Below are 23,713 nucleotides of genomic sequence, written 5' to 3' on the forward strand. Positions count from 1 at the left end.
CCTCCCCCAGTTGACGGAGCAGATCAACCAGCGCAAGGGCTGACCCGCACGCACGCTCCGCCCCAGGGCCGCACGGCAAACCCGCCGCGCGGCCCCCGCCGTTCCGGATCACCATTGACGGGGATCGAGGCGCCAACTAACTTCGCCATACGGATGAATCATTCCGGTCAGCGGAAATGGGAGGGTATGGCGATGGGGCGGCAGGAGAAGGTGGCGACCAGCCTCACCGGAGCGGTCACCGGGGCCGTCGGCGCCGGTCTCGCACCGGTCGACGCCGAGCTGGCCCGCCGCTACCCCGGAGACCCTGGCACCCGCCGGCCCGTGCACACCGTCTATGTACCGGGTGACGTCTACGGCGCCGACACGGTCCGCTCCTGGGGCGACCGGGCGCTCGCCGCACTGGACGAACACGCCCCGGACGCCGCCTCCTTCGCCGCCGCCCTGGGCCTCCCGGAGGACCTCGCCGAGCCCGTACACACCCGCGTACGGGCCAAGCTGGAGCGGGAGCCCGTCGAGGACCTCCGTATCGACTTCGAGGACGGCTACGGCGGCCGGACCGATGCCGACGAGGACAGCCACGCCGCCCGGGCGGCCCGGCTGGTCAACGAGGCCCGCGGGGAGGCCGCCGGCCGGCCGGACGCGGGAACGGCCGCCCCGTACACGGGCATCCGGATGAAGTGCCTGGAGGCGGACGTACGGGACCGGGGCATCCGCACCCTCGACATCTTCCTCACGGGGCTGATGCAGGGCGGCGGCCTGCCCGGGGGCCTGGTTCTCACTCTGCCCAAGGTGACGTACGCCGAGCAGGTCACCGCGATGGTCCGGCTGCTGGAGGAGTTCGAGAAGGCGCACGGCCTGGACGCCGGCCGGATCGTCTTCGAGATCCAGATCGAGACCAGCCAGGCCATCCTCGCGGCCGACGGCACCGCCACCGTCGCGCGGATGATCCAGGCCGCGAAGGGCAGGGCCACCGGCCTCCACTACGGCACCTTCGACTACAGCGCGGCCCTCGGCGTCAGCGCCGCGTACCAGTCGAGTGACCACCCCGTCGCCGACCACGCGAAGGCGGTCATGCAGGTCGCAGCGGCGGGCACCGGCGTCCGCGTCTGTGACGGCTCGACCAACGTCCTGCCCGTCGGCCCCACCGACCGGGTGCACGAGGCGTGGCGCCTCCACTACGGCCTCACCCGGCGCGCGCTGGCCCGCGCCTACTACCAGGGCTGGGACATGCACCCCGCCCATCTCCCGACCCGGTACGCCGCCGTGTTCGCCTTCTACCGCGAGGGGCTCGACAGGGCCGCCGCCCGTCTCGCCGCGTACGCCGGCCGGACCGGTGGCGACGTCATGGACGAGCCCGCCACCGCCAGGGCCCTCAGCGGCTATCTCCTCCGCGGGCTCGACTGCGGCGCTCTCGATCCCGCCGAGGTCACCGGACTCACCGGGCTCACCCGTACGGAACTGGAGGGCTTCGCCGCCGAGCGCCGGGCGGTCTGACGGGCCGGTCCCTCCCCGTTCCCCGTCCGAACTCATGCGTCCGGGCTCATCCGTCCCGGCCCACGCGTCACCGGCGCCGGTGCTACGCGGGCGGCGGGATCTCGCCCGAGCCGCGCGGGATCAGCACCGTCTTCAGCGCCGTCTGCGCGGGCTCGTCGTCGAAGCCGTCGAGCCGGCGGAACAGCCGCTCCGCCGCCGTGCGGCCCAGGGTCGCCGAGTCCTGGGCGATGACCGTGATGCCGAGCAGATCGGCGAGTTCGATGTCGTCGAAGCCGACCAGCGCCACCGGACGGCCGTGTTCCGCCAGGACGCGTACGGCCGTCACCGTCACCCGGTTGTTGCCCGCGAACACCGCGGTGACCGGTTCCGGGCCCGCGACCATGCCGGCCACGGCCGGGCGTACCCGGCCGGGCGCGGTCGATCCGAGGGAGACCCAGGAGTCGTCGACGGCGAGCCCGGCCTCCTCCATGGCCGTGCGATAGCCCCGGAGCCGTTCGACGGCCGTGTGGATACGGGGCTGGTCGCCGACGAAGCCGATACGGCGGTGGCCGTGCGCGATCAGATGCGCCACGCCCGCCCGGGCACCCCCGAAGCTGTCCGACAGGACCACGTCGGCGTCGATCCGACCGGGCGGCCGGTCCACGAAGACCATGGCGATCCCCGCCTTGATCTCCGGTTCGAGATAGCGGTGGTCGTGGCCCGCCGGAATCACGATCAGACCGTCCACCCGGCGGGCGCAGAGCGCGAGGGCCAACTCCTGCTCGCGGTCCGGGTCCTCGGCGCTCGAACCGTTGATGAGCAGCGCGCCGTGGGCGCGGGCGACCTCCTCCACGGCACGGCACAGCGGCCCGTAGAAGGGATCGGCCAGATCCTCCAGCACCAGGCCGATGGAGGCCGTACGGCCCTTGCGGAGCACCCGGGCACTGTCGTTGCGGCGGAACCCCAGGGACTCGATGGCCTCCTGGACCCGGCGCTCGGTGTCGGGGGTGACGCCCGGCTCGCCGTTGACCACACGGGAGACGGTCTTGAGGCCGACGCCCGCCCGGGCCGCGACGTCCTTCATGGTGGGCCGATTCCCGTAACGGGACTCCGGGCCCCGCGGGCGGGTGGAGACATACGGGAAACGGTCGGTATCGGCCACAGTGCGCAGTCCTGTCGTCGTACGGTATGTGCGAGTGTGCGGTCGAGCATAGGGCCTGGACAACGTTGTCAGGGCGGGAGAAACTGTTCCCGAAGCCGCAGGTCCGACCAGTGTCCCGGGGGATCCCACAGCGATGCATACCGACCTCGTCGCCGCGCTCGACATCGGCGGAACCAAGATCGCAGGCGCGCTGGTGGACGGCGGCGGCCGTATACGTCTGCGGGCCCAGCGTCCGACACCCGCGCACGAGGGCGCCGAGACGGTGATGGCCGCCGTCGGCGCGGTCGTCGCCGAACTGTCCGCCACCCCCCTGTGGGGGCGGATATCGGCCGTCGGCATCGGCAGCGCCGGTCCCGTGGACGCCTCCGCCGGCACCGTCAGCCCGGTCAACGTCCCCGGCTGGCGCGACTTCCCGCTGGTGTCCCGGGTGGGACGGCTCTGCGGCGGGCTCCCGGTCCGGCTGGTCGGCGACGGTGTGGCCATGACGGCCGCCGAGCACTGGCAGGGCGCGGCCCGGGGCTACGGCAACGCTCTGTGCCTGGTCGTCTCCACCGGCGTCGGAGGCGGGCTCGTCCTCGGCGGCAGGCTGCACCCCGGTCCCACCGGCAACGCCGGTCATCTGGGCCATATCAGCGTCGACCTCGACGGAGACCCCTGCCCCTGCGGTGCGCGCGGCTGCGTGGAGCGGATCGCCAGCGGGCCGAACATCGCACGGCGGGCCCTGGAGGGCGGCTGGCGGCCGGGACCGGACGGCGACACCTCGGCCGCCGCGGTGGCCGAGGCCGCGGTGGCCGGGGATCCGGTCGCCCTCGCCTCGTTCGAACGGGCCGCCCAGGCGCTCGCCGCCGGGATCGCCGCGACCGCGACCCTCGTCGAGATAGAGATCGCGGTGATCGGCGGGGGAGTGGCGGGCGCGGGAGAGGTGCTCTTCACCCCGCTGCGCCGCAGCCTCCGGGAGTACGCGACGCTCTCCTTCGTCCGGCGGCTGACCGTCGCCCCGGCCCTCACCGGCACCGACGCCGGGCTCGTCGGCGCGGCGGCGGCCGCGCTGCTGGGCAGACCCGGCGGGACAGTGGCGAGCGGGCCCCCGGTCGTGGGCAGCCTTCCCTGACGCGCCGGGCCGAGCGGGGGCGGGGCGGGCGGGGCGCCGCGGAACCCGCGCGCGGGGGCGGGTCACCGGCCGTCTCCGGCGGCGGTACCGGCTGTTGCCCGAACGCGGGCCACGAGCCCCAAGCGCCGGGCGTACCGGCCGGGTTGACACGGCATCGGCGGAGCGGACGGCGAGTACCCCGCCGGTTGGACGGATCCACGCCCCTGCCCGCCCGGACCCTCCCGTACCGGGGGACCCGTTCCGTACCGCGGCCGTCCGCCGAGCGCCCCCGGAAGCGGGACGTACCACCGCCGAACGCCCTCCGCACGTTACGTGGCAGGGTGTTCCGGGCAATCCACTGTGGGCTATCGAAGAGGGGGAACCGTGATCGTCTGGATCAACGGTGCGTTCGGAGCGGGCAAGACGAGCACCGCGCGCGAACTGATCGATCTGATCCCGAACAGCACGCTGTACGACCCCGAACTCACCGGCGAGGGGCTCAGTCTGCAACTGCCGCCCAAGCGGCTCGACGAAGTGGGCGACTTCCAGGACCTGCCGATCTGGCGCAGGCTCGTGGTGGACACGGCCGCGGCGATGCTGGGCGAACTGGGCGGCACGCTGGTGGTGCCGATGACACTGCTGCGACAGGAGTACCGGGACGAGATCTTCGGCGGTCTGGCCGCGCGCAGAATCTCCGTACGGCATGTGCTGCTCCATCCGGAGGAAACGATCCTGCGTGAACGGATCGCCGTCCGGGAACGGCGGGAACAGTTGGACGCCACCTCCGCCGGGCAGCCCGCGGACCCCGCGGGACCGGCCCGCGTGCAGTGGTGCTACGACCACATCGAGCCTTATCTCGCCGCGCTCACCCGCTGGATCCGCGCCGACGCGCTCGTCGTCGACAACAGCCGGATCGACCCCGGCCGCACCGCCCACCGGATCGCCGAGGCCGTCCGCACGGGAGAGGCGTCCGTCTGCGAGATCGTCCAGACCCCCGAACCGGCCGCCGAGACCCTCGCCGCCGGGGTGCTGCTCTTCGACGACCAGGACCGGGTACTGCTCGTCGACCCCACCTACAAGCCCGGCTGGGAGTTTCCCGGCGGGGTCGTGGAACCGGGAGAGGCGCCCGCCCGCGCCGGGATGCGCGAGGTCGCCGAGGAACTGGGCATCGCGCTGGAGAGGGTGCCGGGACTGCTCGTCGTCGACTGGGAACCGCCCCGGCCACCCGGCTTCGGCGGTCTCCGGCTGATCTTCGACGGCGGCAGGCTCAACGGCGAGGAAGCGGAACGCATACGGCTGCCCGGATCGGAGCTGCGCGACTGGCGGTTCGTCGGTGAGCGGGAGGCCGCGCATCTGCTCCCGCCCAACCGGTACGAACGGCTCCGCTGGGCGCTGCGGGCCCGTGAACGGGGGACCGTGCTCAACATGGAGGCAGGTGTTCCGATCGGCTGACCCGCTGCCCCGCCGCCCGGTGCGTCGCCTCCACCGCCCGGCGCGCACACGCCGTCCGGCACGGGCCGTTCCGGTGGCCCGCCGTGCGGGCTTCACCCCTTCGGGTGATGCCGCCGCCTGAAACACCTGTCGTACCCGGGACTCAGCCCCCTACGGGACCGCGCGGGACGAGACCGGATCCGGTGCCGTGGCGCCGGGCGCACCTGGAGCGCGACGAGGCGTCGGGCGCCCAACCACGGGCCTGCCGCCGCGTCACACCTTCCTGGACGCGGCGTAGTTGCGCAGGAACAACGCCTCCGTGACCGACAACCGCTCCAACTCGTCCGGCGAGACCGATTCGTTCACGGCGTGGATCTGTGCCTCGGGCTCGCTGAGGCCGATCAGCAGGATCTCGGCCTGCGGGTAGAGCGCTGCCAGCGTGTTGCAGAGCGGGATCGATCCGCCCATGCCCGAGGTCTGCATCTCCTGGCCCGGATAGGCCGCCCGCATGGCGTCGGCCATCGCCGTGTACGCCGGGCTGCCGGTGTCCGCCTGGAACGGCTGCCCCTGGCCGACCTGCTCCAGCGACACCTTCGCGCCCCACGGTGTGTGCGCCCGCAGATGGGCGGAGAGCAGTTCCGTCGCCCGTGCCGCGTCCTGGCCGGGCGGCACCCGCAGACTGATCAGCGCCCGCGCGCTCGCCTGCACCGACGGGGTCGCCCCGACGACCGGAGGGCAGTCGATGCCCAGGACGGTCACGGCCGGCCGGGCCCAGATCCGGTCCGCGACCGAGCCCGAGCCGATCAGCTCCACCCCGTCCAGCACTTTCGCGTCCCCGCGGAAGTCCTCCTCCGGGTACCGGAGCCCGGTCCACGTCTCGTCGGCGGGCAGGCCGTCCACGGTCGTCGAACCGTCCTCGGCGCGCAGTGAGTCCAGTACGCGGATGAGCGCGGCCAGCGCGTCCGGCGCGGCCCCGCCGAACTGCCCCGAGTGCAGATTGCCTTCGAGGGTGTCGATCCTCAGCCGCATCATGGTCATACCGCGCAGGGTCGCCGTCACCGTCGGCAGCCCGGCCCGGAAGTTGCCGGAGTCACCGATCACGATGGCGTCGGCCGTCAGCAGTCCGGGGTGCTCCTCGGCGTAATGCTCCAGGCCGCCCGTGCCCTGCTCCTCCGAACCCTCGACGATCACCTTCACGCCCACCGGCACACCGCCGTTGGCCTTGAGCGCGCGCAGGGCGAGCAGATGCATGATGAACCCGCCCTTGCAGTCGGCGGCCCCCCGGCCGTACCAGCGGCCGTCGCGCTCGGTCAGCTCGAACGGCGGGGACACCCAGGAGTCGGGTTCCAGCGGCGGCTGTACGTCGTAGTGCGCGTATAGCAGCACGGTCGGCGCGCCCTCCGGGCCGGGCAGAAACCCGTACACGGACTGTGTGCCGTCCGGGGTGTCGAGTACGGCGACATCCTGGAAACCCTCGGCCCGCAGCGCGTCCGCGCACCAGCCGGCCGCCGCCTCGCACCCGCTCCTCGGGAACTGCGCCGGATCCGCGACCGAGGCGAACGCCACCAGTTCCGTCAGCTCCGCCTTGGCCCGGGGCAGGAGGGAGGCGACGGTCCCGGCAATCGGATGGGCGGACATGGGCACGCTCCTCGTGGGTGCTGCGTTGTGCTGTTTGTGTACGGCGAATGCGCGGTCGATCCTGCCACAGCGTTGTGGGACGGCCGCGCCGTAGGATGCCGTCGAGACCATGGGGCACGCGTCGGATCGGGAGCAGAACCACATCGTGAGCAGTGAGAACGGTGTCACCGGGGCAGGGGCAGAAGCAGATGGGCACAGCGACCCGGTGTGGGACGTCGTCGTCGTCGGCGCGGGACCCGCTGGGGCGTCCGCGGCCTATGCGGCGGCGGTGGCGGGACGCCGGGTGCTCCTGCTGGAGAAGGCCGAACTGCCGCGCTACAAGACCTGCGGCGGGGGGATCATCGGCCCGTCCCGCGACAGCCTGCCGCCGGGGTTCGAGCTGCCGCTGCGCGACCGCGTGCACGCGGTCACCTTCTCCCTGAACGGCAGACTGACCCGTACGAGGCGTTCCAGGAAGATGCTGTTCGGGCTGATCAACCGGCCCGACTTCGACGCCCTGCTCGTGGAACACGCGCAGAAGGCCGGCGCCACCCTCCGTACCGGAGTCGCCGTCACCCGTGTCGAGCAGCACGGCCCCGCCGTACCGGACCGGCGCACGGTCGCCGTCGTCACCTCCGGCGGCGAGTCGATCCTGGCGCACGCGGTGGTCGGCGCCGACGGCAGCGCCAGCCGGATAGGAGCGCATGTCGGGGTGAAACTCGATCAGGTGGATCTCGGTCTGGAGGCGGAGATCCCGGTCCCGGAGCCCGTGGCCGAGGACTGGGCGGGCCGTGTCCTCATCGACTGGGGCCCGATGCCCGGCAGTTACGGCTGGGTGTTCCCCAAGGGGCGGACGCTGACGGTCGGTGTGATCTCGGCACGGGGCGAGGGCGCCGCCACCAAGCGCTATCTGGAGGACTTCATCGCCCGGCTGGGGCTCGCCGGGTTCGAACCGGCCATCTCGTCCGGCCATCTGACCCGGTGTCGCAGCGACGACTCACCGCTCTCGCGCGGCCGGGTCCTGGTATGCGGGGACGCGGCGGGGCTGCTTGAGCCGTGGACCCGTGAGGGGATCTCCTTCGCGCTGCGCTCGGGCCGGCTCGCGGGGGAGTGGGCGGTGCGGATCGCCGAGTCCCACGACGCCGTCGACGCGCGGCGGCAGGCGCTGAACTACGCCTTCGCCATCAAGGCGGGCCTGGGTGTCGAGATGGCCGTGGGGCGGCGGATGCTCGCCGTCTTCGAGCGCCGCCCGGGCCTGATCCACGCGGCGATCACAGGACTGCGCCCGGCCTGGCGGGTCTTCGCCGACATCACCCGCGGGTCGACGACGCTGGCGGGGATAGTGCGTGGCAGCGGGGTGGCTCGCCGGGCCCTGGAGACGCTGGACCGCCGGGTGGCGGTCTCCCAGCCGAAGGCCGACCCGGAGCCGGAGTCGGAGCGGGAGCCGGGGTCGAGGTCCGACTCGAAGCCGGGGACGGAACGGCAACCGGGCCGGGACACGGAGGCGTAGCACGGAGGGATGGCACGCCGGCCGGGGCGGGGGTCCGGAAGGAGCGGCACCCCCTGCCGGGAGCCGGACGGGTATCGGGCACCCGGGCGCCGGGGGAGAGGTGGCGACCCGGGCCGACGCGTCGGCGGATCCGGCCGGGAGGTGCTGGTCCTGGTCCTGGTCCGGCAGGGCGGGGCGTATCCGGGGCGGGCGAAGGGGCACCGGCTTGTGCGTCCCGGCCGCGTGGCCCCGAGGTCCGGCCGCCTGGTCCGGGAGCCCGCCGTGTGGCCCGTGCGGGGCAGGGCCCCGGTTACGCGTCCAGGGTGGCGCCGGTCCGCGCGTATCCGGGCGGCCCGGGTTTCGAGGCGGCGGCAGGCAGTCGCACCGTTCGCCGCCCTGACCTCCGGCCCGCGCCGGGGTCCCCGGTCCGCTGCCGTAGTCGGTGGAGACCACCGTCGGCACCTGGCGGTCCCCGGGGCTCATCCCGAGACCGTGATCCGGAAGACCGGGTGCTTGTGGGCGGCGGCGAGCAGTTCCTCGTCGGTGGACTTGGCGTTCACCTCGCCGAAGAAGCGGCCGACCTCCCAGCCCCACCGCTCCAAATAAATGCGCAGCAGCTCGGGCTTCTCCGCGTCGGGCAGTTCGACCGCGGTGAACTCCTGTGTCCTACGCCCCAGCTTGAGCCGTCCCCCGCCGGCCGCGCGCAGATTGCGGACCCACTGGGAGTGGCCGCGTGCGGAGATGAGGTACGGGCCGCCCTCATAGGGGAGCGGGTTGACCGGGATGCTCCGCCACTCACCGCTCGTACGTCCCCGGACGGACAGCTCGGCGGTGCCCATCAGGCTGATGCCGCGCCGGGCGAGCCAGCCGACCGCGCCGTTGAACACGCTGTCGAGGCGGCCGGGCTTGATGTAGTGGGTCTGGGACATGAGGGCTCCTGGGCTTCGGGTGTCGGCACGGTACGGGGGGTCGCACGGCGGTGCGCCGTGGTGCTTGGCGAACGGCAGATCGTGCGTACGGCCGGTGCAGTGATCTGTTTCGAGAGCACTGCTCTCGCTTGAGATCAGTGTGCACGAATCACTGCTCCAAAGCAAGAGCACTGCTCTCGGAATAGTGCAGCGCTCTCATTCCGGTGCGCCGATCACCTCTTAGATCGCCTCTCCCACTCGACGAGCACCGCTCCATCCACAGAGCAGTGCTCTCGAAATTGATCAGTGCTCCGACACATGGAAGACTGCGCGTATGACCACGATCCGTGGGGCCAGGGACCGGGCCCGTGTCGAAGTCACCGCCGCCATCAAGGACGAGGCCCGCAAGCAGCTCGCGGCCGAGGGCGCGGTGAAGCTGTCCCTCCGTGCCGTGGCCCGTGAGCTGGGTATGGTCTCCTCCGCCCTCTACCGCTACTTCCCCAGCCGCGACGATCTCCTCACCGCCCTGATCGTCGACGCCTACGACGCCGTCGGCACCGCCGCCGAATCCGCCCTCGCCGCCGCCCCAGACCCCCGGGACCACCGCGCCCGCTGGTCCGCCGTCTGCGCGGCCGTCCGGGCCTGGGCCCTCGCCCACCCCCATGAGTACGCGCTGATCTACGGCTCACCCGTCCCCGGCTACACCGCCCCCATGGACACCGTCGGCCCGGCCGCGCGCGTCGGCGGCGTACTGATCTCCATCGTCCGCGACGCCTACGCCTCCCAGGGCCTCGCGCTTCCCCCGCTCGACGAGGAACTGCGCCCCGAGGCCCACCGCCTCGCCGCGGACCTCGCCCCCGGCCTGCCGCCCGCCGTCGTCGTCACGTTGGTGGCCGCCTGGGCACAGCTCTTCGGGCTGATCTCCTTCGAGGTGTTCGGTCAGTTCAACCGGGTCGTCGAGGAGCGCGACGCGTTCTTCGCCCAGGCCGCCTCCCGGCTCGCCCAGGAGATCGGCCTGCGCCCCGCCCTGTAGCGGCGCGTCACCGGACAGCGTGCGCCCGCGCGTACTCGCCCGCCCGCGTGTACTGCCCGGGGAGTACGGCCGATCGCCCCACGGGGCGGACGCCGGGGCGCCCGCCCGGGTCTAGCGTGACCGTATGGAAGAGCCGCGCACCCTCACCTGCCCAGGTCCCCCCTGGGCACGGGCCGGAGGGCCACCGCCGCTGCGCCTGTGGGAGGAACGGCGGGCCGCCGCCCGGGTCCCCTGGCCGTCGACCCTTCTGGTGGCGCTGTTCGTCCTGGTGGGAACGGGCTTCGCGGCCCGGAGCCAGACCGGGACCCGTGAATCGCTCGACGCACTCGGACGGGTGCTGCTGCTCGTGGGGCCCGCCCTGCTCCTGCTGCGCAACCGGTGGCCCGGCGCCGTCGTCGTCGGCACCGCCGCCTCCACGACGGTCTACCTCGCCGCCGGGTATCCGTACGGCCCGGTCTTCCTCGTCCTCGTCGTCGCGACGTTCTCCGCGGTCTCCTCCGGACACCGCCGGGCCGCCTGGTGGGCCGTCGGCGGATTCTGGGCGGCGCATCTGGTGCTCGCGCACTGGCTGTACGCCTATCTCCCGCCGAGGGGTGACACGGCCGCCTCCTGGGGGCAGGACCTGGGCACCGGTGCCTGGTTCGTGGCCGTGCTCGCCACCGCCGAGGTGGTGCGCGCACGCCGCCAGGAGTGGGCCAGGGCCCAGGCCGAACGGGCCGCCGCCGCCGAGCGCCGTGCCGCCGAGGAGCGGCTGCGCATCGCCCGCGAACTGCACGATGTGCTGGCGCACTCCATCTCCGTCATCAACGTCCAGGCCGGTGTCGGCCTGGCGCTCCTCGACGACGACCCCGAGCAGGCCCGTACCGCGCTCACCACCATCAAGGCGGCCAGCAAGGAAGCCCTGGGCGAGGTGCGCCAGGTCCTGGCCGGCCTCCGCGCTCCCGGCGACGCCCCCCGTACCCCCGCACCCGGGCTCGACCGGATGTCCGAACTGGTCGACCAGGCCGCGAGCGCCGGACTGGACGTCACCGTCACGACGGAGGGCACTTCCTACGCGCTGCCGCCGGGCACCGATCTCGCCGCGTTCCGGATCGTGCAGGAGGCCCTGACCAACGTCGTACGCCACTCGGGCTCGCGCACCGCCCGGGTACGGATCTCCTACGCGCCCGGCCGTCTCGCCCTCGGGATCGACGACGACGGCCCGGCCACCGGCTCCGAGGCGGGAGGCAGCGGCAACGGACTGGCCGGGATGCGGGAACGGGCGGCCGCGCTGGGTGGCACGATCGAGGCCGTTCCCCTGGAGGGCGGCGGATTCGCGGTCCGCGCCGACCTCCCCGTACAGCCGAGGGAAACACCGTGACCGGGGGGAAGGCGATACTCCACCCGGCGGGAGCCGGGGCTCCGGGGAGCGGAGAGGGCCCTGGGCGAACGCGCCTGCCGCCGGCCCGGCGGCACGACACCGAAGGAGACGCCGTGATCCGCGTACTGCTCGCCGACGACCAGCTGCTGGTGAGGGCGGGCTTCCGGGCCCTGCTGGACGCCCAGCGGGACATCGAGGTCACGGGCGAGGCCGCCGACGGCGACGAGGCGGTACGGCTGGTGCGCGAACTGCGCCCGGACGTCGTGCTGATGGACATCCGGATGCCGGTGCGGGACGGGCTCGCCGCCACCCGCGCGATCACCGGGGACGAGCGGCTCGCCGGGGTGAAGGTCGTCATGCTGACGACGTTCGAACTCGACGAGTACGTCTTCGAGGCGATCCGCTCCGGTGCCTCCGGTTTCCTGGTGAAGGACACCGAGCCCGATGAACTCCTGCGCGCGGTGCGGGCGGTGACGGGCGGGGACGCGCTGCTGTCGCCGGGGGTGACGCGCCGGCTGATCGCGGAGTTCGCGGCCCGTTCCAAGGCACCCACGGAGGCGGGCGTGCTCGCGGGTCTCACCGAGCGGGAGCGTGAGGTGATGGCGCTCGTCGGGATCGGGCTGTCGAACGAGGAGATCGCCCGCAGACTCGTCGTCAGTCCGCTGACAGCCAAGACCCATGTGAGCCGCACGATGGTGAAGCTCGGCGCCCGTGACCGGGCCCAACTCGTCGTTCTGGCCTATGAGTCGGGGCTCGTCCGTCCCGGCTGGCTCGGCTGAGAGCGCTCCCGGCCCCCGCGGGTACGGGAGAACCGGCACAGCACGGTCACCACCCGCAGGGCGAAGACCGGCACGGCCGCCGCGCAGCCCCCGAGCAGCAGCCCGCGCTCCACGGCGTACGGCATGCTGAACATCAGCTTCGGCCCGGCGATCACCCCGAAGGCGACCGCGGCGACGAAGAGGGCGCTCACCAGCGCGTAACCGATCTCGACCGTCACCGCGTCCCGGTCCGCCTGTGTACGCCGCCCCATGGCCCGCCTCCCCGGCCCAGTGTCACAGGGGCCGCGGCCGGCGGACAAGAGCGGGACCACCCGCCCCCGTCCGCGCTCTCCGGACGCCCGGCGGCCGGAACCGGGCGTTCGGGCTCAGAGCGCCGGGCGCCGTTCCCCCGGCGCGGTGTTCCGGGACGCGTACCCGATGAGCGCCGCGCCCGCGGCCAGCGCGGCGACCGTGGTGAGGGCGACGGGCAGCGAGAACCAGTCGGCCAGGAAGCCGATGGCGGGCGGGCCGAGGAGCATCCCGCCGTAGCCGAGGGTCGAGGTGGCGGCGACTCCGGCGGGGCCCGCGATCTCGCCCGCCCTCGCAACGGCGAGCGGGAAGATGTTCGCGAGCCCGAGGCCCGCCACCGTGAAGCCGAGCAGCGTGGGCCAGACCGAGGGCGCGAGGGCGCCGAGCAGCATGCCCGCGGCGGCCGTCGTGCCGCCCGCGACGAGCGTACGGGTGTGGCCGAGCCGTTCCACCAGGAACGTTCCCGAGAGCCTGCCCGCGGTCATGGCGAGTGCGAAGACCGAGTAGCCGAGAGCGGCGACCCCGGGGCCCGTGTGGAGGTCCTGTTCCAGATGGAGCGCGCTCCAGTCGGCCATCGCACCCTCCCCGTATGCCGTGCAGAGTGCGATCACCCCGCACAGAAGGACGAAGACCCGGGTGGAGCCGGCCGGGGAGTGCCCGCCGGCCCCACCGGTCGCACGCCCGGGGCGCGGGTCCCGGCCGACGGCGCTCCCTGCGCCCTGCCCGGTTCCGCCGGCGCTCTCCGTGCCCTGCCCGGTCCCGTCGGCCCTCCCCGGGCGGCCCGCCCCGGAGTCCTGCGTGATCACAGCGCCCTGCCCGGCGCCGTCGGGGCTGGTGAGACTCGGTTCGGCTGCCACTGCGTCTGTGCCTGTGCCTGTGCCTGCGTCTGCCGTGCCGGGCCCGCCTGCCGTATGCCCCGGCAGGACCGTGCGGTGGTGCAGCAGGGCGGGCCCGGCGATCGCCGTGGTCAGCAGCCCCAGCGCGGTGAGCCAGAGCAGATGCGCGGTGGCGGACAGCCCGCCCGCGACCAGTGCGCCGAGCCCCGCGCCGGCCATTCCGCCGAGGCTGTAGACCGCGTGCAGGGCGGGCATCAGGGGCCTGCCGAGGACGGCGATCACCTCGACCGCGGCGCTGTTGAGGGCGACGCTCATCGCCCCGAAGGCCGCTCCGAAGACGAGCAGTACCAGACCGAGGGTGAGGGCGTCCCGGGTCAGCGGCGGCAGCGCGATGCCAAGCGACATCAGGACGGCGGACCCGACGGTCACCGGGAGGCTGCCGAAGCGCCGGCAGAGGCGGCCGGTGAGCATCATCGTGACCACGCCTCCCGCCGAGACACCCAGGAGCGCGAGTCCGAGGGCGCTCGCCGAGGCGCCGGTCTGCTCCTTGACGGCGGGGATACGGACGACCCATCCCGCGAAGAGGAAGCCGTCCAGGGCGAAGAAGACGATGAGGGCGGTCAGGAGACTGGACACGGAGGGCGGCGGCGCGGCGGTGCCGCCGGGGCCACGGGACCGGGGAGGACGTATTTTGTTTGGTTTCGGCACAAAGTGACGATAGGCGGGGCGCGGGGTTCTGGACAAGGCGGCCGGATATCTCCGCCGAGCGCCCCCGCCATCCAGGCCGGCGCGGCCTCACGGCCTCCGGATCATGGGAGACTCGCCTCCATGAGCGTCAAGGCGACGAGCACCAGATCCCGGCTGGAGCGGGGCCGCAGCGCGCTCGGCCCCGCTCTGGAACTGGTCCATACGGGCCGCGCGCCCACCCGGGCCGTCCTCACCGCCGAACTGGGGGTCACCCGCGCCACCGCAGGCGCCGTCGCCGCCGAACTGGAAGCCCTCGGCCTGATCCGCGTCGACTCCCGGCCCGCCGCGGCCACCGGCTCCCAGGGCAGACCCTCCCACCGACTGTCCATCGACGACGCCGGGCCCGTCGTCCTCGCCGCGCAGGTCCACCCCGACGGCTTCCGCGCCGCTCTCGTGGGCCTCGGCGGCCGGACTCTCGCCACCACGCCCGGCGCCCTCACGGTCTCCGCCGACCCGGGCCAGGTCATCGGCGCGGTCGTCGACGCCGGCGCGGCCCTGCTGCGCGAGAGCGGACGCCGGTGCGTCGGCGCGGGCCTGGCGGTGCCGTCCGCCGTCGCCGAACCGGACGGCACCGCGCTCAACCCCCTCCATCTGGCCTGGCCGGCCGGATCACCCGTACGCGACACCTTCTCCGGGCTCGTCAGGGCCGCCGGGATCACCGGGCCCGCCTTCACCGGCAACGACGTCAATCTCGCCGCACTCGCCGAGCACCGGCACGGCGCGGGGCGCGGAGCCCGGCACCTGCTCTGCGTCGCCACCGGACACCGGGGCGTCGGCGGCGCGCTCGTCGTGGACGGCCGTCTGCACACCGGGGGTTCCGGCCTCGCCCTGGAAGTCGGCCATGTCACGGTCAACCCCGAGGGCCGCCCCTGCCACTGCGGAAGCCGTGGCTGCCTCGACGTCGAGACCGACCCGCTGGCCTTCCTCACCGCCGCCGGGCGCGACCCGGGACCCGAGGTCTCCCTGCTCCAGCAGTCGAGGGAACTCCTGGCCACGGAGTACGACGACCCCGCCGTACGGGCCGCGGTCGGGGAACTCCTCGACCGCCTCGGCCTCGGGCTCGCCGGTCTCGTCAACATCCTCGACCCCGACCGCATCATCCTCGGCGGGCTCCACCGCGAACTCCTCGCCGCCGACCCCGAAAGGCTGCGTGCCGTCGTCGCCGACCGCAGCCTGTGGGGAAGGAGCGGCGGGGTCCCCGTCCTCGCCTGCACCCTCGACCACAACAGCCTGGTGGGCGCGGCCGAGCTGGCGTGGCAGCCCGTACTCGACGATCCGCTCGGCGCGCTCGGCTGAGACCCCGGTGCCGGGCCGGTCCACCCGAGTGGAGGCACCCCGGACGCCTCGCGGCCCCCGAGCGGGTAGACGACGAGCTATGACCCACGAGCGCCCCGGCTCCCCGCTCCGCGCGCACCGGTTCCAGCGGTGGTACCTCAGGATCGTCTCCTCACCCGTCGGCCTGGGCTGGAACCGCGCTCGTGAGATGGAACTGATGCACCGGGCCATGGGCTTCGCCGCGCTCGGCTTCCTCACCCTCGTACCACTGCTGGTGGTCGTCGCGGCGGCCGACCCGGCCAGCGGCCAGGGCTTCGCCCGCTGGCTGGGCCAGGCACTCGGCGTCTCCCAGGCGTCCCAGGACCAGGTCGAGCAGCTCTTCGCCCCGCCGGGCACGGCGCTCCAGCGCACCACCGCCTTCGGCCTGGCCGCCCTCGCCGTCTTCGGGCTCACCTTCGGCTCCGCCGTACAGACCGGCTACGAGAAGGTGTGGGACCTGCCCACCGCCCGCTGGCACACCATGTGGCGCCATATCGTCTTCCTCGCCCTGCTCGTCTTCGCCACGCTGGTCTTCGTCAACACTCCGGTGCCCTCCGGCTCTTTCGGCACGGCCGGCGCGGCACTGGGTGATCTCATCGGTACGTTCGTGTTCTTCTGGGTCGCCCAGCGGCTGCTGCTCGGCGGCCGGGTGCGCTGGCGCGCCCTCGTGCCCGGGGCCGTCGCGACCGCGCTCTTCATGCTCGGTCTGCGGATCTTCTCCCAGCTGGTGTTCTCCCCGCTGATCGCGTCGAACGCGGTCACCTACGGCCCGTTCGGCACCGTCCTCGTCATCCAGTCCTGGCTCGTCGGCGTCGGCGTGGTCGTCTACGGCGGCGCGCTGGTGGGACGGCTCGTCCACGAGGAGCGCGTACGCCGGGGGCTGGAGCGCGGACTCGGGGCCCGGCCCCCGGCCGGGCGGCGGAAGCAGCCGTGAGATCCCGGGGTACTCCCCGGGCGGTACGCACGGTGCCGCCGGCCGTACGACGACGGAACCCGGCGCCGGCGGGAGCCTCGGAGGTGACACGGCAGGCACATCGTGCACGGCCACCACCGAGGAGCTGAACCGACATGTACACCCTGGCGTTCGCCGACGGACACGGGCCCGGCCCGTGGATCCTGTTCCTTCCGCTGATCTGGGCGGCCGTCATCACCGGCGCCGTCACCGTCCTGCGCCGTACCGGACTGTGGCGCGGACGCCGTGGTCCGCGGCCGTCGCACACCGGCCACACCCCGCCCGGCGTTCATGGCGAGAACTCGCCCATCGCCCTGCTCGGCCGCCGGTTCGCGGCTGGCGAGATCGACGAGGACGAGTACTGGCGCCGGCTCTCCGTCCTGGACGAGCAGTTCGGCCGCGCGGGCGGGGAGGTCAGGGCATGACCCGCCGGCCGGACCCCGCCCCGCGCCCCGGGGGTCCCGCGGGCTCCCACCGGACCGAGGCCCCCGGCGGGCTCGTGGAAACCGCCGGGCCCACCGGCCCCCGGACCACCACCGCCCGTGGAACGGGCGGTGGTTCCGGCTCCGGGCCCGCCGCCGCCCGGGTCGTCGACGCCGTGAAGGTCTACGGCCGCGGCGACACCGAGGTACGGGCCCTGGACGGGGTCAGCCTCGGCTTTCCGGCCGGCCGCTTCACCGCGATCATGGGCCCCTCCGGATCCGGCAAGTCCACCCTGATGCACTGCGCCGCCGGGCTCGACACCCTGACCTCGGGATACGCGCTCATCGGCGACACCGATCTCGGCGGGCTCGACGACCGCGGACTGACCGTGCTGCGGCGCGAGCGCATCGGCTTCGTCTTCCAGGGCTTCCATCTGATTCCCACGCTCACCGTCGCCGAGAACATCACCCTCCCCGCGGACCTCGCCGGACGCCGGCCCGATCCCGTGTGGCTGGACACGCTGATCGACACCGTCGGACTGCGCGACCGGCTGCACCACCGCCCGGCCGAGCTGTCGGGCGGCCAGCAGCAGCGCGTCGCGGTGGCCCGGGCGTTCGCCCCACGGCCCGACGTCGTCTTCGCCGACGAGCCGACCGGGAACCTCGACTCCCGCGCGGGCGACGAGGTGCTGCGCCTGCTGGGCCGTACGGTCCGCAGCACCGGTCGTACGGTCGTCATGGTCACCCATGACCCGGTCGCCGCCTCCCACGCCGACGAGGTGGTCTTCCTCGCCGACGGACGGCTCGTCGACCGGATGCCGGACCCCACCGCCGAGCGCGTACTCGACCGGATGAAGGCGTTCGAGGTGCGCGCGGGCGGCGCCGCGGAGGTGGCGGGATGAGCGGTACCCGGACCTGGCTGCGGATCGGCCTCGGCTCGCTGCGCGCCCACCGGCGGCGCTTCGCGGGGACCTTCACCGCCGTACTCCTCGCGGTGGCCTTCCTGGCGGGCACCCTCGTCATGGGCGACACCCTGCGCGGCAGCTTCGACACCCTGTTCGCGACGGCCAACCGGGGCACCGACGCCGTCGTCCGCGCCACCGATGTGGTCACCGTCTCCGGCGAGGTCACCCGAAAGCCGGTGCCCACGGACCTCGTCGGCCGGATCGAGAAGGTCCCCGCGGTCGCCGCCGCCGCGCCCGCCGTCCAGGGCGCGGGCGTGCTCGTCGGCGCCGACGGCGGACCGGTCGGCGGCCAGGGCCCGCCGACCCTCGCCGGGAACTGGATCGAGGACCCCCGGCTCAATCCCTACGAACTCGCCGAGGGCCGCGCCCCCGCCGCCCGCGGCGAGGTCGTCGTCAACCGGGGCGCCGCGAGCGAGGGCGGGCTGGAGATCGGCGACACCACCGTCCTGCGGACCCCCGAACCCGTGAAGGTCACCGTCGTCGGACTGGCCACGTTCGGCGGCGAGGACGGCATGGCCCGGACGACGTTCACCGGTATGACCCTCGCCGACGCCGGGAAGTACCTGACGGCGAAGCCCGGGGAGGCGGCCTCCATCCAGGTGCGGGCCGCGCCCGGAACGAGCCCGCGCGAACTGGTGGCGGCCCTTTCCTCCGTACTCCCCGGCGGCGTCGAGGCCATCACCGGCCAGGAGGCCACCGAGGAGAACCGGGACCAGGTCTCCGGCCGGTTCCTGGATCTGTTCACCACACTGCTGCTGGTGTTCTCCGGCATCGTGCTGCTGGTCGCGACCTTCTCCATCCACAACACCTTCACGATCGTCATCGCCCAGCGCACCCGGGAGAACGCCCTGCTGAGAGCACTCGGCGCCGCTCGCCGCCAGATCGTCGGATCGACCCTCGCGGAGGCCGCCGTCGTCGCGGTGGCCGCGTCCGCCGCCGGTCTGCCGGGCGGCATCGGGATCGCGCTCGGGCTCCGGGCCCTCTTCCCGGCGGCCGGTTTCGCCTTCCCCGCCGGGGGACTTCGCGTCGGCGCGACCTCGATGCTGCTGCCCCTGGCCGTCGGCGTGATCGTCTGCCTCGGCTCGGCGCTGCTGCCCGCCGTCCACGCCGGCCGGACCGCACCGCTGGCCGCGCTGCGCGAGAGCGCCGTGGACCGGTCGGCGGCTTCCCGGACCCGGGCGTACGCGGGAGCGGCCGTCGCACTCGCCGGGACCGGCACCGTGGTGCTGGGCACGGTCGTAACACCCTCCGTCGTCCTCGCGGCGACCGGCGCCGTACTCGCCCTGGCCGCCTTCGTCGTCCTCGGACCGGTGGTGTCCGCGGCGGTCGTCGGTGTCCTCGGCGCTCCGCTCGCCCGGCTGTGCGGTGCCCCCGGCCGGCTGGCCGGGCGCAATGCCCTGCGCAACCCCAAGCGCACCGCCGCCACCGCCACGGCACTGATGACCGGGGTAGCGGTCGTGGCCCTGTTCACGGTCTTCGGGGCTTCGCTGAAGGCAACCATGGACCGGACGGTCTCGCGTTCCTTCGCCGGCGATGTCGCGGTGAGCGCCCCGGCGTTCGGCGCCGGCGGCAGCGGGCTCAGTCCCCGGCTGGCCCCGGAGATCGCCCGGCGGCCCGAGGTGGCGTCCGCCGTCGGACTGGGCAGGGGAGTCGCCGAGGTGGACGGCGCGGGACGGCAGTTGACCGTGACCGACCCGGCAGCGCTCGCCACCGCTTTCGACCTCGGGACCGTCCGCGGATCACTCGGCGGGCTTGGCACCGACGGCCTGGCCGTGGCCGCGAACGAGGCCGGTGAACACGGCTGGCGGCCCGGCTCCACCGTCACACTCGCCTTCACCGACGGAACGGAGAGGACGTTCACCGTCCGTGCCGTGTACGAGCAGTCGCGGCTGGCCGGCGACTATGTGATCACCCGTGACGCCTGGGCACCGCACCGGGGCCGGGACTCCGACACGCTGATCGCCGTCACCTTCCGGGACGGGGTGTCCACCGCCGAGGGCAAGGCGGCCGTGGTGCAGACCGCACGGGCGTACGGCGACCCCGAGATCCAGACCCGTGACGAGTACGCGCGGTCGGCGGCCGGTGCCATCGACATGATGCTCACCCTGGTCTACGCCCTGCTGGCGCTCGCCGTGGTGATCGCCCTGCTGGGCATCGCCAACACCCTCACCCTCGCCGTCCACGAACGCACCAGGGAACTCGGGCTGCTGCGGGCCGTGGGCCAGACCAGGAGGCAGCTGCGGGCGATGGTGCGCTACGAGTCGCTCCTGGTGGCCGCGTTCGGCACGGCCGGCGGGCTGGCGCTCGGCGCACTGCTCGGCTGGGTCCTCGTCAAGGCGTCGGGGAACGCCGGTGACACGGCGTTCGCCTTCGCCGTACCGCCCGTGCGGCTGGCGCTGGTCGCGGTGGTCGGGCTGACCGCCGGAGCGGTCGCGGCCCGGGGGCCCGCGCGCCGGGCGGCCCGGCTGGACGTGCTGCGCGCCATCGCCGTGGAGTGAGGCCCACCCCGCCGCCCGGGCCGGACGGGCGGCGGTCCCCGGCCTCCTGTCCGAAGCTCCCGGCCGTGGAAGGGGCGGGAGCACGCGCCGGAGGGGCACGAGCGTGAGGCGGAGGCGCCCGAGCCAGGAGGCGCCCGGACTTCAGCCCGGACTCCCCGTCAGCCCGAAGCCCCCGGCCGTGGAAGGGGAACGAGCGCGCGCCGGAGGCGTACGCGCACCGGTTCGCGGGCGCACCCGGCCGGGCCCGCGGGCGTACGGGCCCGGCCGGAAGGCACCCGGGCCCCCGCCCGGTCAGCCTCCGACGGACGACCGGGCGCCCGCGTGTTCGCGTACCGCGTCCAGCGCCCCGGCCGCCGGAGCATGCGTGTCGAGTGGGCGCGGGGTGGGGGAGAGGTGCCCGTCCCCCACCCCTTCGAGGACGGTCGAACGCCAACCCGGCATCACCGGGGGCGGGGCCGCGGTGAGCGAGAACCAGACGACCTTTCCCAGGTCGCCCTGGGGCCGTACACCCCAGTTCTCGCTGACGGCCGCTATCAGTCCGAGTCCCCGGCCGGAGGTGGCGAAGAGATCGCCGCCGTCCCGGAGCGTCGGCAGCCGGGGGTCGTGGTCCTGGACGGAGACCGTGAGACGGTCGAGCAGCAGCTCGATGTCCACGGTGCACACCTTGTCGGGTTCGGCGTGTTGATGGACATTGGTCAGCAACTCGGTGACGCCGAGCGCGGCCTGATCGATCAGAGGATCGAGGTGCCAGTAGCGCAGCTGCGCCGAGAGGATTCTGCGGACCTGTCCGATTCGCGACGGCAGGGCTTGGAGCTCCACCGTGCAGTGCCTGCTTGGCTGGCTGATCACGGCTGCGACTCCCCGAAGTAGGTCCGGAAGAAGGCGGAGGATCGGATCCAGCAGGTGGCTGTCTGCTGATCGTTCCGGCGGAGGCTGGATCACAGCGTTACCGCCGGCGCACCCTGAGTGATGGTGTGAGACAAGCGTGAACCCACCAAAGCGGTCCCGCAACTCAGACGTCCCCCGAGGCGCTGCGGCACCGGGGCTCCCGGTCCGCCGGTTCCCGGCGGTGGCCCCGGCCCGGTGCCGTACGGCGGCTCAGTCCCCGGCGGCACCCGCGCCGTGTACGGCCTTCAGGAATCGGCCGGCGAGCGTCTCGGCGTCGGAGCCCCGGTCGCGCTGACCCATGGTCAGCCGGTACCGCTTCCCGTTGACTTTCACCGCCGTGCTCGCCTCGTCCGTGAACCGGGCCCGGCCCGCTCTGACCGCCCGGACCGGGGCGCTGTCGATGACCCGCCCGTAGCTGGTGAGCAGCTGGAGCCGGCCGTCCTTGATGAGGACCTGTCCGGCTTTGGTGAGCGAGCGAGGCCACCGCTCGATCCGTACGCCTGTGGCCCGGAATTCGGGCTCCGCCATGGCCATCGGCCCCTCCTCCCCTTCGTCGCGACACCTGCTGGCAGTCTGCACAACTCCGGGGCTGTGCACCAGTGGATGCGGACCGTGCTCTGTGATTCCTGCCCACAAGTGCGCCCTATGGATCCCCAAAGCGAGGGTTTTCGCAGGTGAGGGCCTTACTGTGACAGTCGGGAAACGGAGTCGAGCAGAGCACAGGGACGGCGGGCATGGGCACTGGCGGGAAGCGGGCGACGGGCGGGGCGACGGTGACGGGAGATGTCGACCGCACCGATCCGGACTACCGGGCTTGGCTGAAGGACGCCGTCCGAAAGGTCCAGGCGGACGCCAACCGCTCGGCGGACACCCATCTGCTGAAGTTCCCGCTGCCGGAGGACTGGGGCATCGATCTCTATCTCAAGGACGAGTCCACCCACCCGACCGGCAGCCTCAAGCACCGGCTGGCCCGTTCCCTCTTCCTCTACGGCCTCTGCAACGGCTGGATCCGGCCCGGCAAGCCCGTCATCGAGGCGTCCAGCGGCTCGACCGCCGTCTCGGAGGCGTACTTCGCCAAGCTGATCGGCGTCCCGTTCGTGGCGGTCATGCCCCGCACCACCAGCGCCGAGAAGATCCGGCTCATCGAATTCCACGGCGGCCGCTGTCACTTCGTGGACGACTACCGCCGGATCTACGAGGAGTCCTCGGCGCTCGCGGAGCGGACCGGCGGCCACTACATGGACCAGTTCACCTACGCGGAGCGGGCCACCGACTGGCGGGGCAACAACAACATCGCCGAATCGATGTACCAGCAGCTGCGGCTGGAGCGCTATCCCGAGCCCGCCTGGATCGTCGCCACGGCCGGGACCGGAGGCACCTCGGCGACCATCGCGCGCTATGTGCACTACATGCAGTACGACACGCTGATCTGTGTGCCCGACCCGGACAACTCCTGTTTCTTCGACGGCTGGACCCGGGGCGACCCGGGGGCCACCAGCGACCGGGGGTCCCGGATCGAGGGCATCGGCCGTCCCCGGATGGAACCCAGCTTCGTCCCCGGCGCCATCGACCGGATGATGAAGGTCCCCGACGCGGCGAGCGTCGCCGCCGTACGGGCGCTGGACACCGCCATCGGACGCAAGGCGGGCGGCTCCACCGGCACCGGCCTGTGGAGCGCGCTGAAAATCGTCGGGGAGATGCTCGCCGAGGGGCGGCGGGGCAGTGTGGTCACCCTGCTGTGCGACCCCGGCGACCGCTATCTCGACAAGTACTACTCCGACGCCTGGCTCGCCGGACAGGGGCTGGACATCGCGCCGTACACCGCGGTGATCGACCGGTTCCTCAGCACGGGGGAGTGGACCGGCTGAACCCGGGGGGCCCGGTCCGCGGTGCGGGACCGGTGCCGTGCCCGGACCGGCCCGGGCCGCCCGGTGGTCGTGGTCCTTGCGTACGGGCCCGGGCGTGCGGTCAGCCCGCTGGGGTGCCACCGATCCTGCGGTCCAGTTTGCGCATCGCGCCCCGGAAGGACACTCCGAGCCCCGGCCCGGCGAGCCGTACCGCGGCCCGGGCCGGCGCCGAGCCGTCCGCCGCGAAGGTCCACCGCACCCGGCTGCCGCCACCCTCCACCGGGGTGATCCGCCACTCCTCCAACAGCGCCCGCAGACCCGGCACATTGGTCGTGTCGACGCGATAGGCGTACCGCTCGCCGGGGTCCGTCGCCAGGATCGTCTCCGAGAAGAAGGCACCGATCCGGAGCCTTATGTCCCGGCCCGCGCCTCCGTGGGTCGGTATCGCCCGGGAGACGGCGTCGAACCACTCGGTCCAGCCCGGCACATCCTCCGCGAGAGCCCGGTACACCAGCGCCGGGGCCGCCGAGAGACCGGCCGAGTGCACCAGCCGTACGGGTGCGGTATCGACGAAGCCGAGTTCCACCTGCTGAAGCCGACGAGCCATGGACCGT

At 73.4% G+C, this 23,713-nt stretch carries 21 protein-coding genes; 13 read left to right on the top strand and 8 right to left on the bottom strand.

What is annotated here, in order from left to right:
- Positions 1-186: 186 nt before the first annotated feature.
- Positions 187-1,494: a DUF6986 family protein gene (locus ACIBCM_RS26585; RefSeq protein WP_399247381.1), complete on the top strand. Its 1,308-nt coding sequence runs from the start codon at positions 187-189 to the stop codon at positions 1,492-1,494.
- A gap of 82 nt (positions 1,495-1,576) precedes the next feature.
- On the opposite strand, the gene ACIBCM_RS26590 is transcribed toward ACIBCM_RS26585, so the two are convergent.
- On the bottom strand, positions 1,577-2,557 hold the full coding sequence (locus ACIBCM_RS26590) for a LacI family DNA-binding transcriptional regulator (protein ID WP_399247383.1): 981 nt from the start codon (positions 2,555-2,557) through the stop codon (positions 1,577-1,579).
- 211 nt (positions 2,558-2,768) lie between these two features.
- On the opposite strand from ACIBCM_RS26590, the gene ACIBCM_RS26595 reads away from it, so the two are divergent.
- Together ACIBCM_RS26595 and ACIBCM_RS26600 are read left to right on the top strand one after the other, a co-directional pair.
- The gene (locus tag ACIBCM_RS26595; protein ID WP_399247385.1) at positions 2,769-3,746 is read left to right on the top strand and encodes an ROK family protein; all 978 of its coding nucleotides are present in this window, start codon (positions 2,769-2,771) and stop codon (positions 3,744-3,746) included.
- Positions 3,747-4,109: 363 nt separating this feature from the next.
- The gene (locus ACIBCM_RS26600) at positions 4,110-5,177 is read left to right on the top strand and encodes an NUDIX domain-containing protein (RefSeq protein ID WP_399247387.1); all 1,068 of its coding nucleotides are present in this window, start codon (positions 4,110-4,112) and stop codon (positions 5,175-5,177) included.
- A 252-nt stretch (positions 5,178-5,429) separates the two neighbouring features.
- On the opposite strand, the gene ACIBCM_RS26605 is transcribed toward ACIBCM_RS26600, so the two are convergent.
- Positions 5,430-6,794, bottom strand: coding sequence for a dipeptidase (locus ACIBCM_RS26605; protein ID WP_399247388.1), 1,365 nt, complete (start codon positions 6,792-6,794; stop codon positions 5,430-5,432).
- 109 nt (positions 6,795-6,903) lie between these two features.
- Here ACIBCM_RS26605 and ACIBCM_RS26610 point away from each other — a divergent pair, with 109 nt between their 5' ends.
- Positions 6,904-8,283 (top strand): geranylgeranyl reductase family protein, encoded by a 1,380-nt coding sequence (locus ACIBCM_RS26610; protein ID WP_399247390.1) that lies wholly within the window; start codon positions 6,904-6,906, stop codon positions 8,281-8,283.
- Positions 8,284-8,741: 458 nt separating this feature from the next.
- On the opposite strand, the gene ACIBCM_RS26615 is transcribed toward ACIBCM_RS26610, so the two are convergent.
- On the bottom strand, positions 8,742-9,191 hold the full coding sequence (locus ACIBCM_RS26615; RefSeq protein ID WP_399247392.1) for a nitroreductase family deazaflavin-dependent oxidoreductase: 450 nt from the start codon (positions 9,189-9,191) through the stop codon (positions 8,742-8,744).
- Between the two features lie 313 nt (positions 9,192-9,504).
- On the opposite strand from ACIBCM_RS26615, the gene ACIBCM_RS26620 reads away from it, so the two are divergent.
- From ACIBCM_RS26620 to ACIBCM_RS26630, 3 genes are all read left to right on the top strand, one after another.
- Positions 9,505-10,203 (top strand): TetR/AcrR family transcriptional regulator, encoded by a 699-nt coding sequence (locus ACIBCM_RS26620; RefSeq protein ID WP_399247394.1) that lies wholly within the window; start codon positions 9,505-9,507, stop codon positions 10,201-10,203.
- A gap of 124 nt (positions 10,204-10,327) precedes the next feature.
- Positions 10,328-11,563 carry a sensor histidine kinase gene (locus ACIBCM_RS26625; protein ID WP_399247396.1) on the top strand — a complete coding sequence of 412 codons (1,236 nt, stop codon included), beginning with the start codon at positions 10,328-10,330 and terminating at the stop codon, positions 11,561-11,563.
- A gap of 113 nt (positions 11,564-11,676) precedes the next feature.
- Positions 11,677-12,342: a response regulator gene (locus ACIBCM_RS26630; protein ID WP_399247398.1), complete on the top strand. Its 666-nt coding sequence runs from the start codon at positions 11,677-11,679 to the stop codon at positions 12,340-12,342.
- Here ACIBCM_RS26630 and ACIBCM_RS26635 read toward each other — a convergent pair.
- Positions 12,303-12,593 carry a DUF6332 family protein gene (locus ACIBCM_RS26635; RefSeq protein ID WP_399247400.1) on the bottom strand — a complete coding sequence of 97 codons (291 nt, stop codon included), beginning with the start codon at positions 12,591-12,593 and terminating at the stop codon, positions 12,303-12,305. The two genes, ACIBCM_RS26630 and ACIBCM_RS26635, sit on opposite strands and share 40 nt — an antisense overlap.
- A gap of 114 nt (positions 12,594-12,707) precedes the next feature.
- Positions 12,708-14,174: an MFS transporter gene (locus tag ACIBCM_RS26640; protein ID WP_399247402.1), complete on the bottom strand. Its 1,467-nt coding sequence runs from the start codon at positions 14,172-14,174 to the stop codon at positions 12,708-12,710.
- Between the two features lie 120 nt (positions 14,175-14,294).
- Here ACIBCM_RS26640 and ACIBCM_RS26645 point away from each other — a divergent pair, with 120 nt between their 5' ends.
- From ACIBCM_RS26645 to ACIBCM_RS26665, 5 genes are all read left to right on the top strand, one after another.
- Positions 14,295-15,509 carry an ROK family protein gene (locus tag ACIBCM_RS26645; protein WP_399247404.1) on the top strand — a complete coding sequence of 405 codons (1,215 nt, stop codon included), beginning with the start codon at positions 14,295-14,297 and terminating at the stop codon, positions 15,507-15,509.
- Positions 15,510-15,588: 79 nt separating this feature from the next.
- Positions 15,589-16,461, top strand: coding sequence for a YhjD/YihY/BrkB family envelope integrity protein (locus ACIBCM_RS26650; RefSeq protein ID WP_399247406.1), 873 nt, complete (start codon positions 15,589-15,591; stop codon positions 16,459-16,461).
- Positions 16,462-16,595: 134 nt separating this feature from the next.
- Positions 16,596-16,904 (top strand): SHOCT domain-containing protein, encoded by a 309-nt coding sequence (locus tag ACIBCM_RS26655; protein ID WP_399247408.1) that lies wholly within the window; start codon positions 16,596-16,598, stop codon positions 16,902-16,904.
- Between the two features lie 74 nt (positions 16,905-16,978).
- On the top strand, positions 16,979-17,803 hold the full coding sequence (locus ACIBCM_RS26660; RefSeq protein WP_399247625.1) for an ABC transporter ATP-binding protein: 825 nt from the start codon (positions 16,979-16,981) through the stop codon (positions 17,801-17,803).
- Positions 17,800-20,364 (top strand): ABC transporter permease, encoded by a 2,565-nt coding sequence (locus ACIBCM_RS26665; RefSeq protein ID WP_399247410.1) that lies wholly within the window; start codon positions 17,800-17,802, stop codon positions 20,362-20,364. Before ACIBCM_RS26660 ends, ACIBCM_RS26665 begins: the two co-directional genes overlap by 4 nt.
- A 291-nt stretch (positions 20,365-20,655) precedes the next feature.
- On the opposite strand, the gene ACIBCM_RS26670 is transcribed toward ACIBCM_RS26665, so the two are convergent.
- Together ACIBCM_RS26670 and ACIBCM_RS26675 are read right to left on the bottom strand one after the other, a co-directional pair.
- A complete protein-coding gene (locus tag ACIBCM_RS26670) occupies positions 20,656-21,213 on the bottom strand; it encodes an ATP-binding protein (protein ID WP_399247412.1) in 558 nt (185 codons plus the stop codon).
- A gap of 249 nt (positions 21,214-21,462) precedes the next feature.
- The gene (locus tag ACIBCM_RS26675; RefSeq protein WP_399247414.1) at positions 21,463-21,786 is read right to left on the bottom strand and encodes a hypothetical protein; all 324 of its coding nucleotides are present in this window, start codon (positions 21,784-21,786) and stop codon (positions 21,463-21,465) included.
- Between the two features lie 200 nt (positions 21,787-21,986).
- Here ACIBCM_RS26675 and ACIBCM_RS26680 point away from each other — a divergent pair, with 200 nt between their 5' ends.
- Entirely contained in the window at positions 21,987-23,120 is a 1,134-nt protein-coding gene (locus tag ACIBCM_RS26680; RefSeq protein ID WP_399247416.1) for a PLP-dependent cysteine synthase family protein, read from the top strand.
- Between the two features lie 100 nt (positions 23,121-23,220).
- Here the strand turns inward: ACIBCM_RS26680 and ACIBCM_RS26685 are convergent, their stop codons facing one another.
- Positions 23,221-23,706 (bottom strand): SRPBCC family protein, encoded by a 486-nt coding sequence (locus ACIBCM_RS26685; protein WP_399247418.1) that lies wholly within the window; start codon positions 23,704-23,706, stop codon positions 23,221-23,223.
- Between the last annotated feature and the right edge of the window lie 7 nt (positions 23,707-23,713).

Origin of the sequence: Streptomyces sp. NPDC051018, assembly GCF_044456085.1 — a bacterium.
In the GTDB taxonomy this organism is placed as follows: domain Bacteria; phylum Actinomycetota; class Actinomycetes; order Streptomycetales; family Streptomycetaceae; genus Streptomyces.

Excerpts from the sequence above, each read along its gene's own strand:
- ACIBCM_RS26585 (WP_399247381.1), top strand. The coding sequence starts at position 187 with ATGGCGATGGGGCGGCAGGAGAAGGTGGCGACCAGCCTCACCGGAGCG.
- ACIBCM_RS26590 (WP_399247383.1), bottom strand. The coding sequence starts at position 2,557 with ATGAAGGACGTCGCGGCCCGGGCGGGCGTCGGCCTCAAGACCGTCTCC.
- ACIBCM_RS26595 (WP_399247385.1), top strand. The coding sequence starts at position 2,769 with ATGCATACCGACCTCGTCGCCGCGCTCGACATCGGCGGAACCAAGATC.
- ACIBCM_RS26605 (WP_399247388.1), bottom strand. The coding sequence starts at position 6,794 with ATGTCCGCCCATCCGATTGCCGGGACCGTCGCCTCCCTCCTGCCCCGG.
- ACIBCM_RS26610 (WP_399247390.1), top strand. The coding sequence starts at position 6,904 with ATGGGGCACGCGTCGGATCGGGAGCAGAACCACATCGTGAGCAGTGAG.
- ACIBCM_RS26615 (WP_399247392.1), bottom strand. The coding sequence starts at position 9,191 with ATGTCCCAGACCCACTACATCAAGCCCGGCCGCCTCGACAGCGTGTTC.
- ACIBCM_RS26620 (WP_399247394.1), top strand. The coding sequence starts at position 9,505 with ATGACCACGATCCGTGGGGCCAGGGACCGGGCCCGTGTCGAAGTCACC.
- ACIBCM_RS26625 (WP_399247396.1), top strand. The coding sequence starts at position 10,328 with ATGGAAGAGCCGCGCACCCTCACCTGCCCAGGTCCCCCCTGGGCACGG.
- ACIBCM_RS26635 (WP_399247400.1), bottom strand. The coding sequence starts at position 12,593 with ATGGGGCGGCGTACACAGGCGGACCGGGACGCGGTGACGGTCGAGATC.
- ACIBCM_RS26645 (WP_399247404.1), top strand. The coding sequence starts at position 14,295 with ATGAGCGTCAAGGCGACGAGCACCAGATCCCGGCTGGAGCGGGGCCGC.
- ACIBCM_RS26650 (WP_399247406.1), top strand. The coding sequence starts at position 15,589 with ATGACCCACGAGCGCCCCGGCTCCCCGCTCCGCGCGCACCGGTTCCAG.
- ACIBCM_RS26655 (WP_399247408.1), top strand. The coding sequence starts at position 16,596 with ATGTACACCCTGGCGTTCGCCGACGGACACGGGCCCGGCCCGTGGATC.
- ACIBCM_RS26665 (WP_399247410.1), top strand. The coding sequence starts at position 17,800 with ATGAGCGGTACCCGGACCTGGCTGCGGATCGGCCTCGGCTCGCTGCGC.
- ACIBCM_RS26675 (WP_399247414.1), bottom strand. The coding sequence starts at position 21,786 with ATGGCCATGGCGGAGCCCGAATTCCGGGCCACAGGCGTACGGATCGAG.
- ACIBCM_RS26680 (WP_399247416.1), top strand. The coding sequence starts at position 21,987 with ATGGGCACTGGCGGGAAGCGGGCGACGGGCGGGGCGACGGTGACGGGA.
- ACIBCM_RS26685 (WP_399247418.1), bottom strand. The coding sequence starts at position 23,706 with ATGGCTCGTCGGCTTCAGCAGGTGGAACTCGGCTTCGTCGATACCGCA.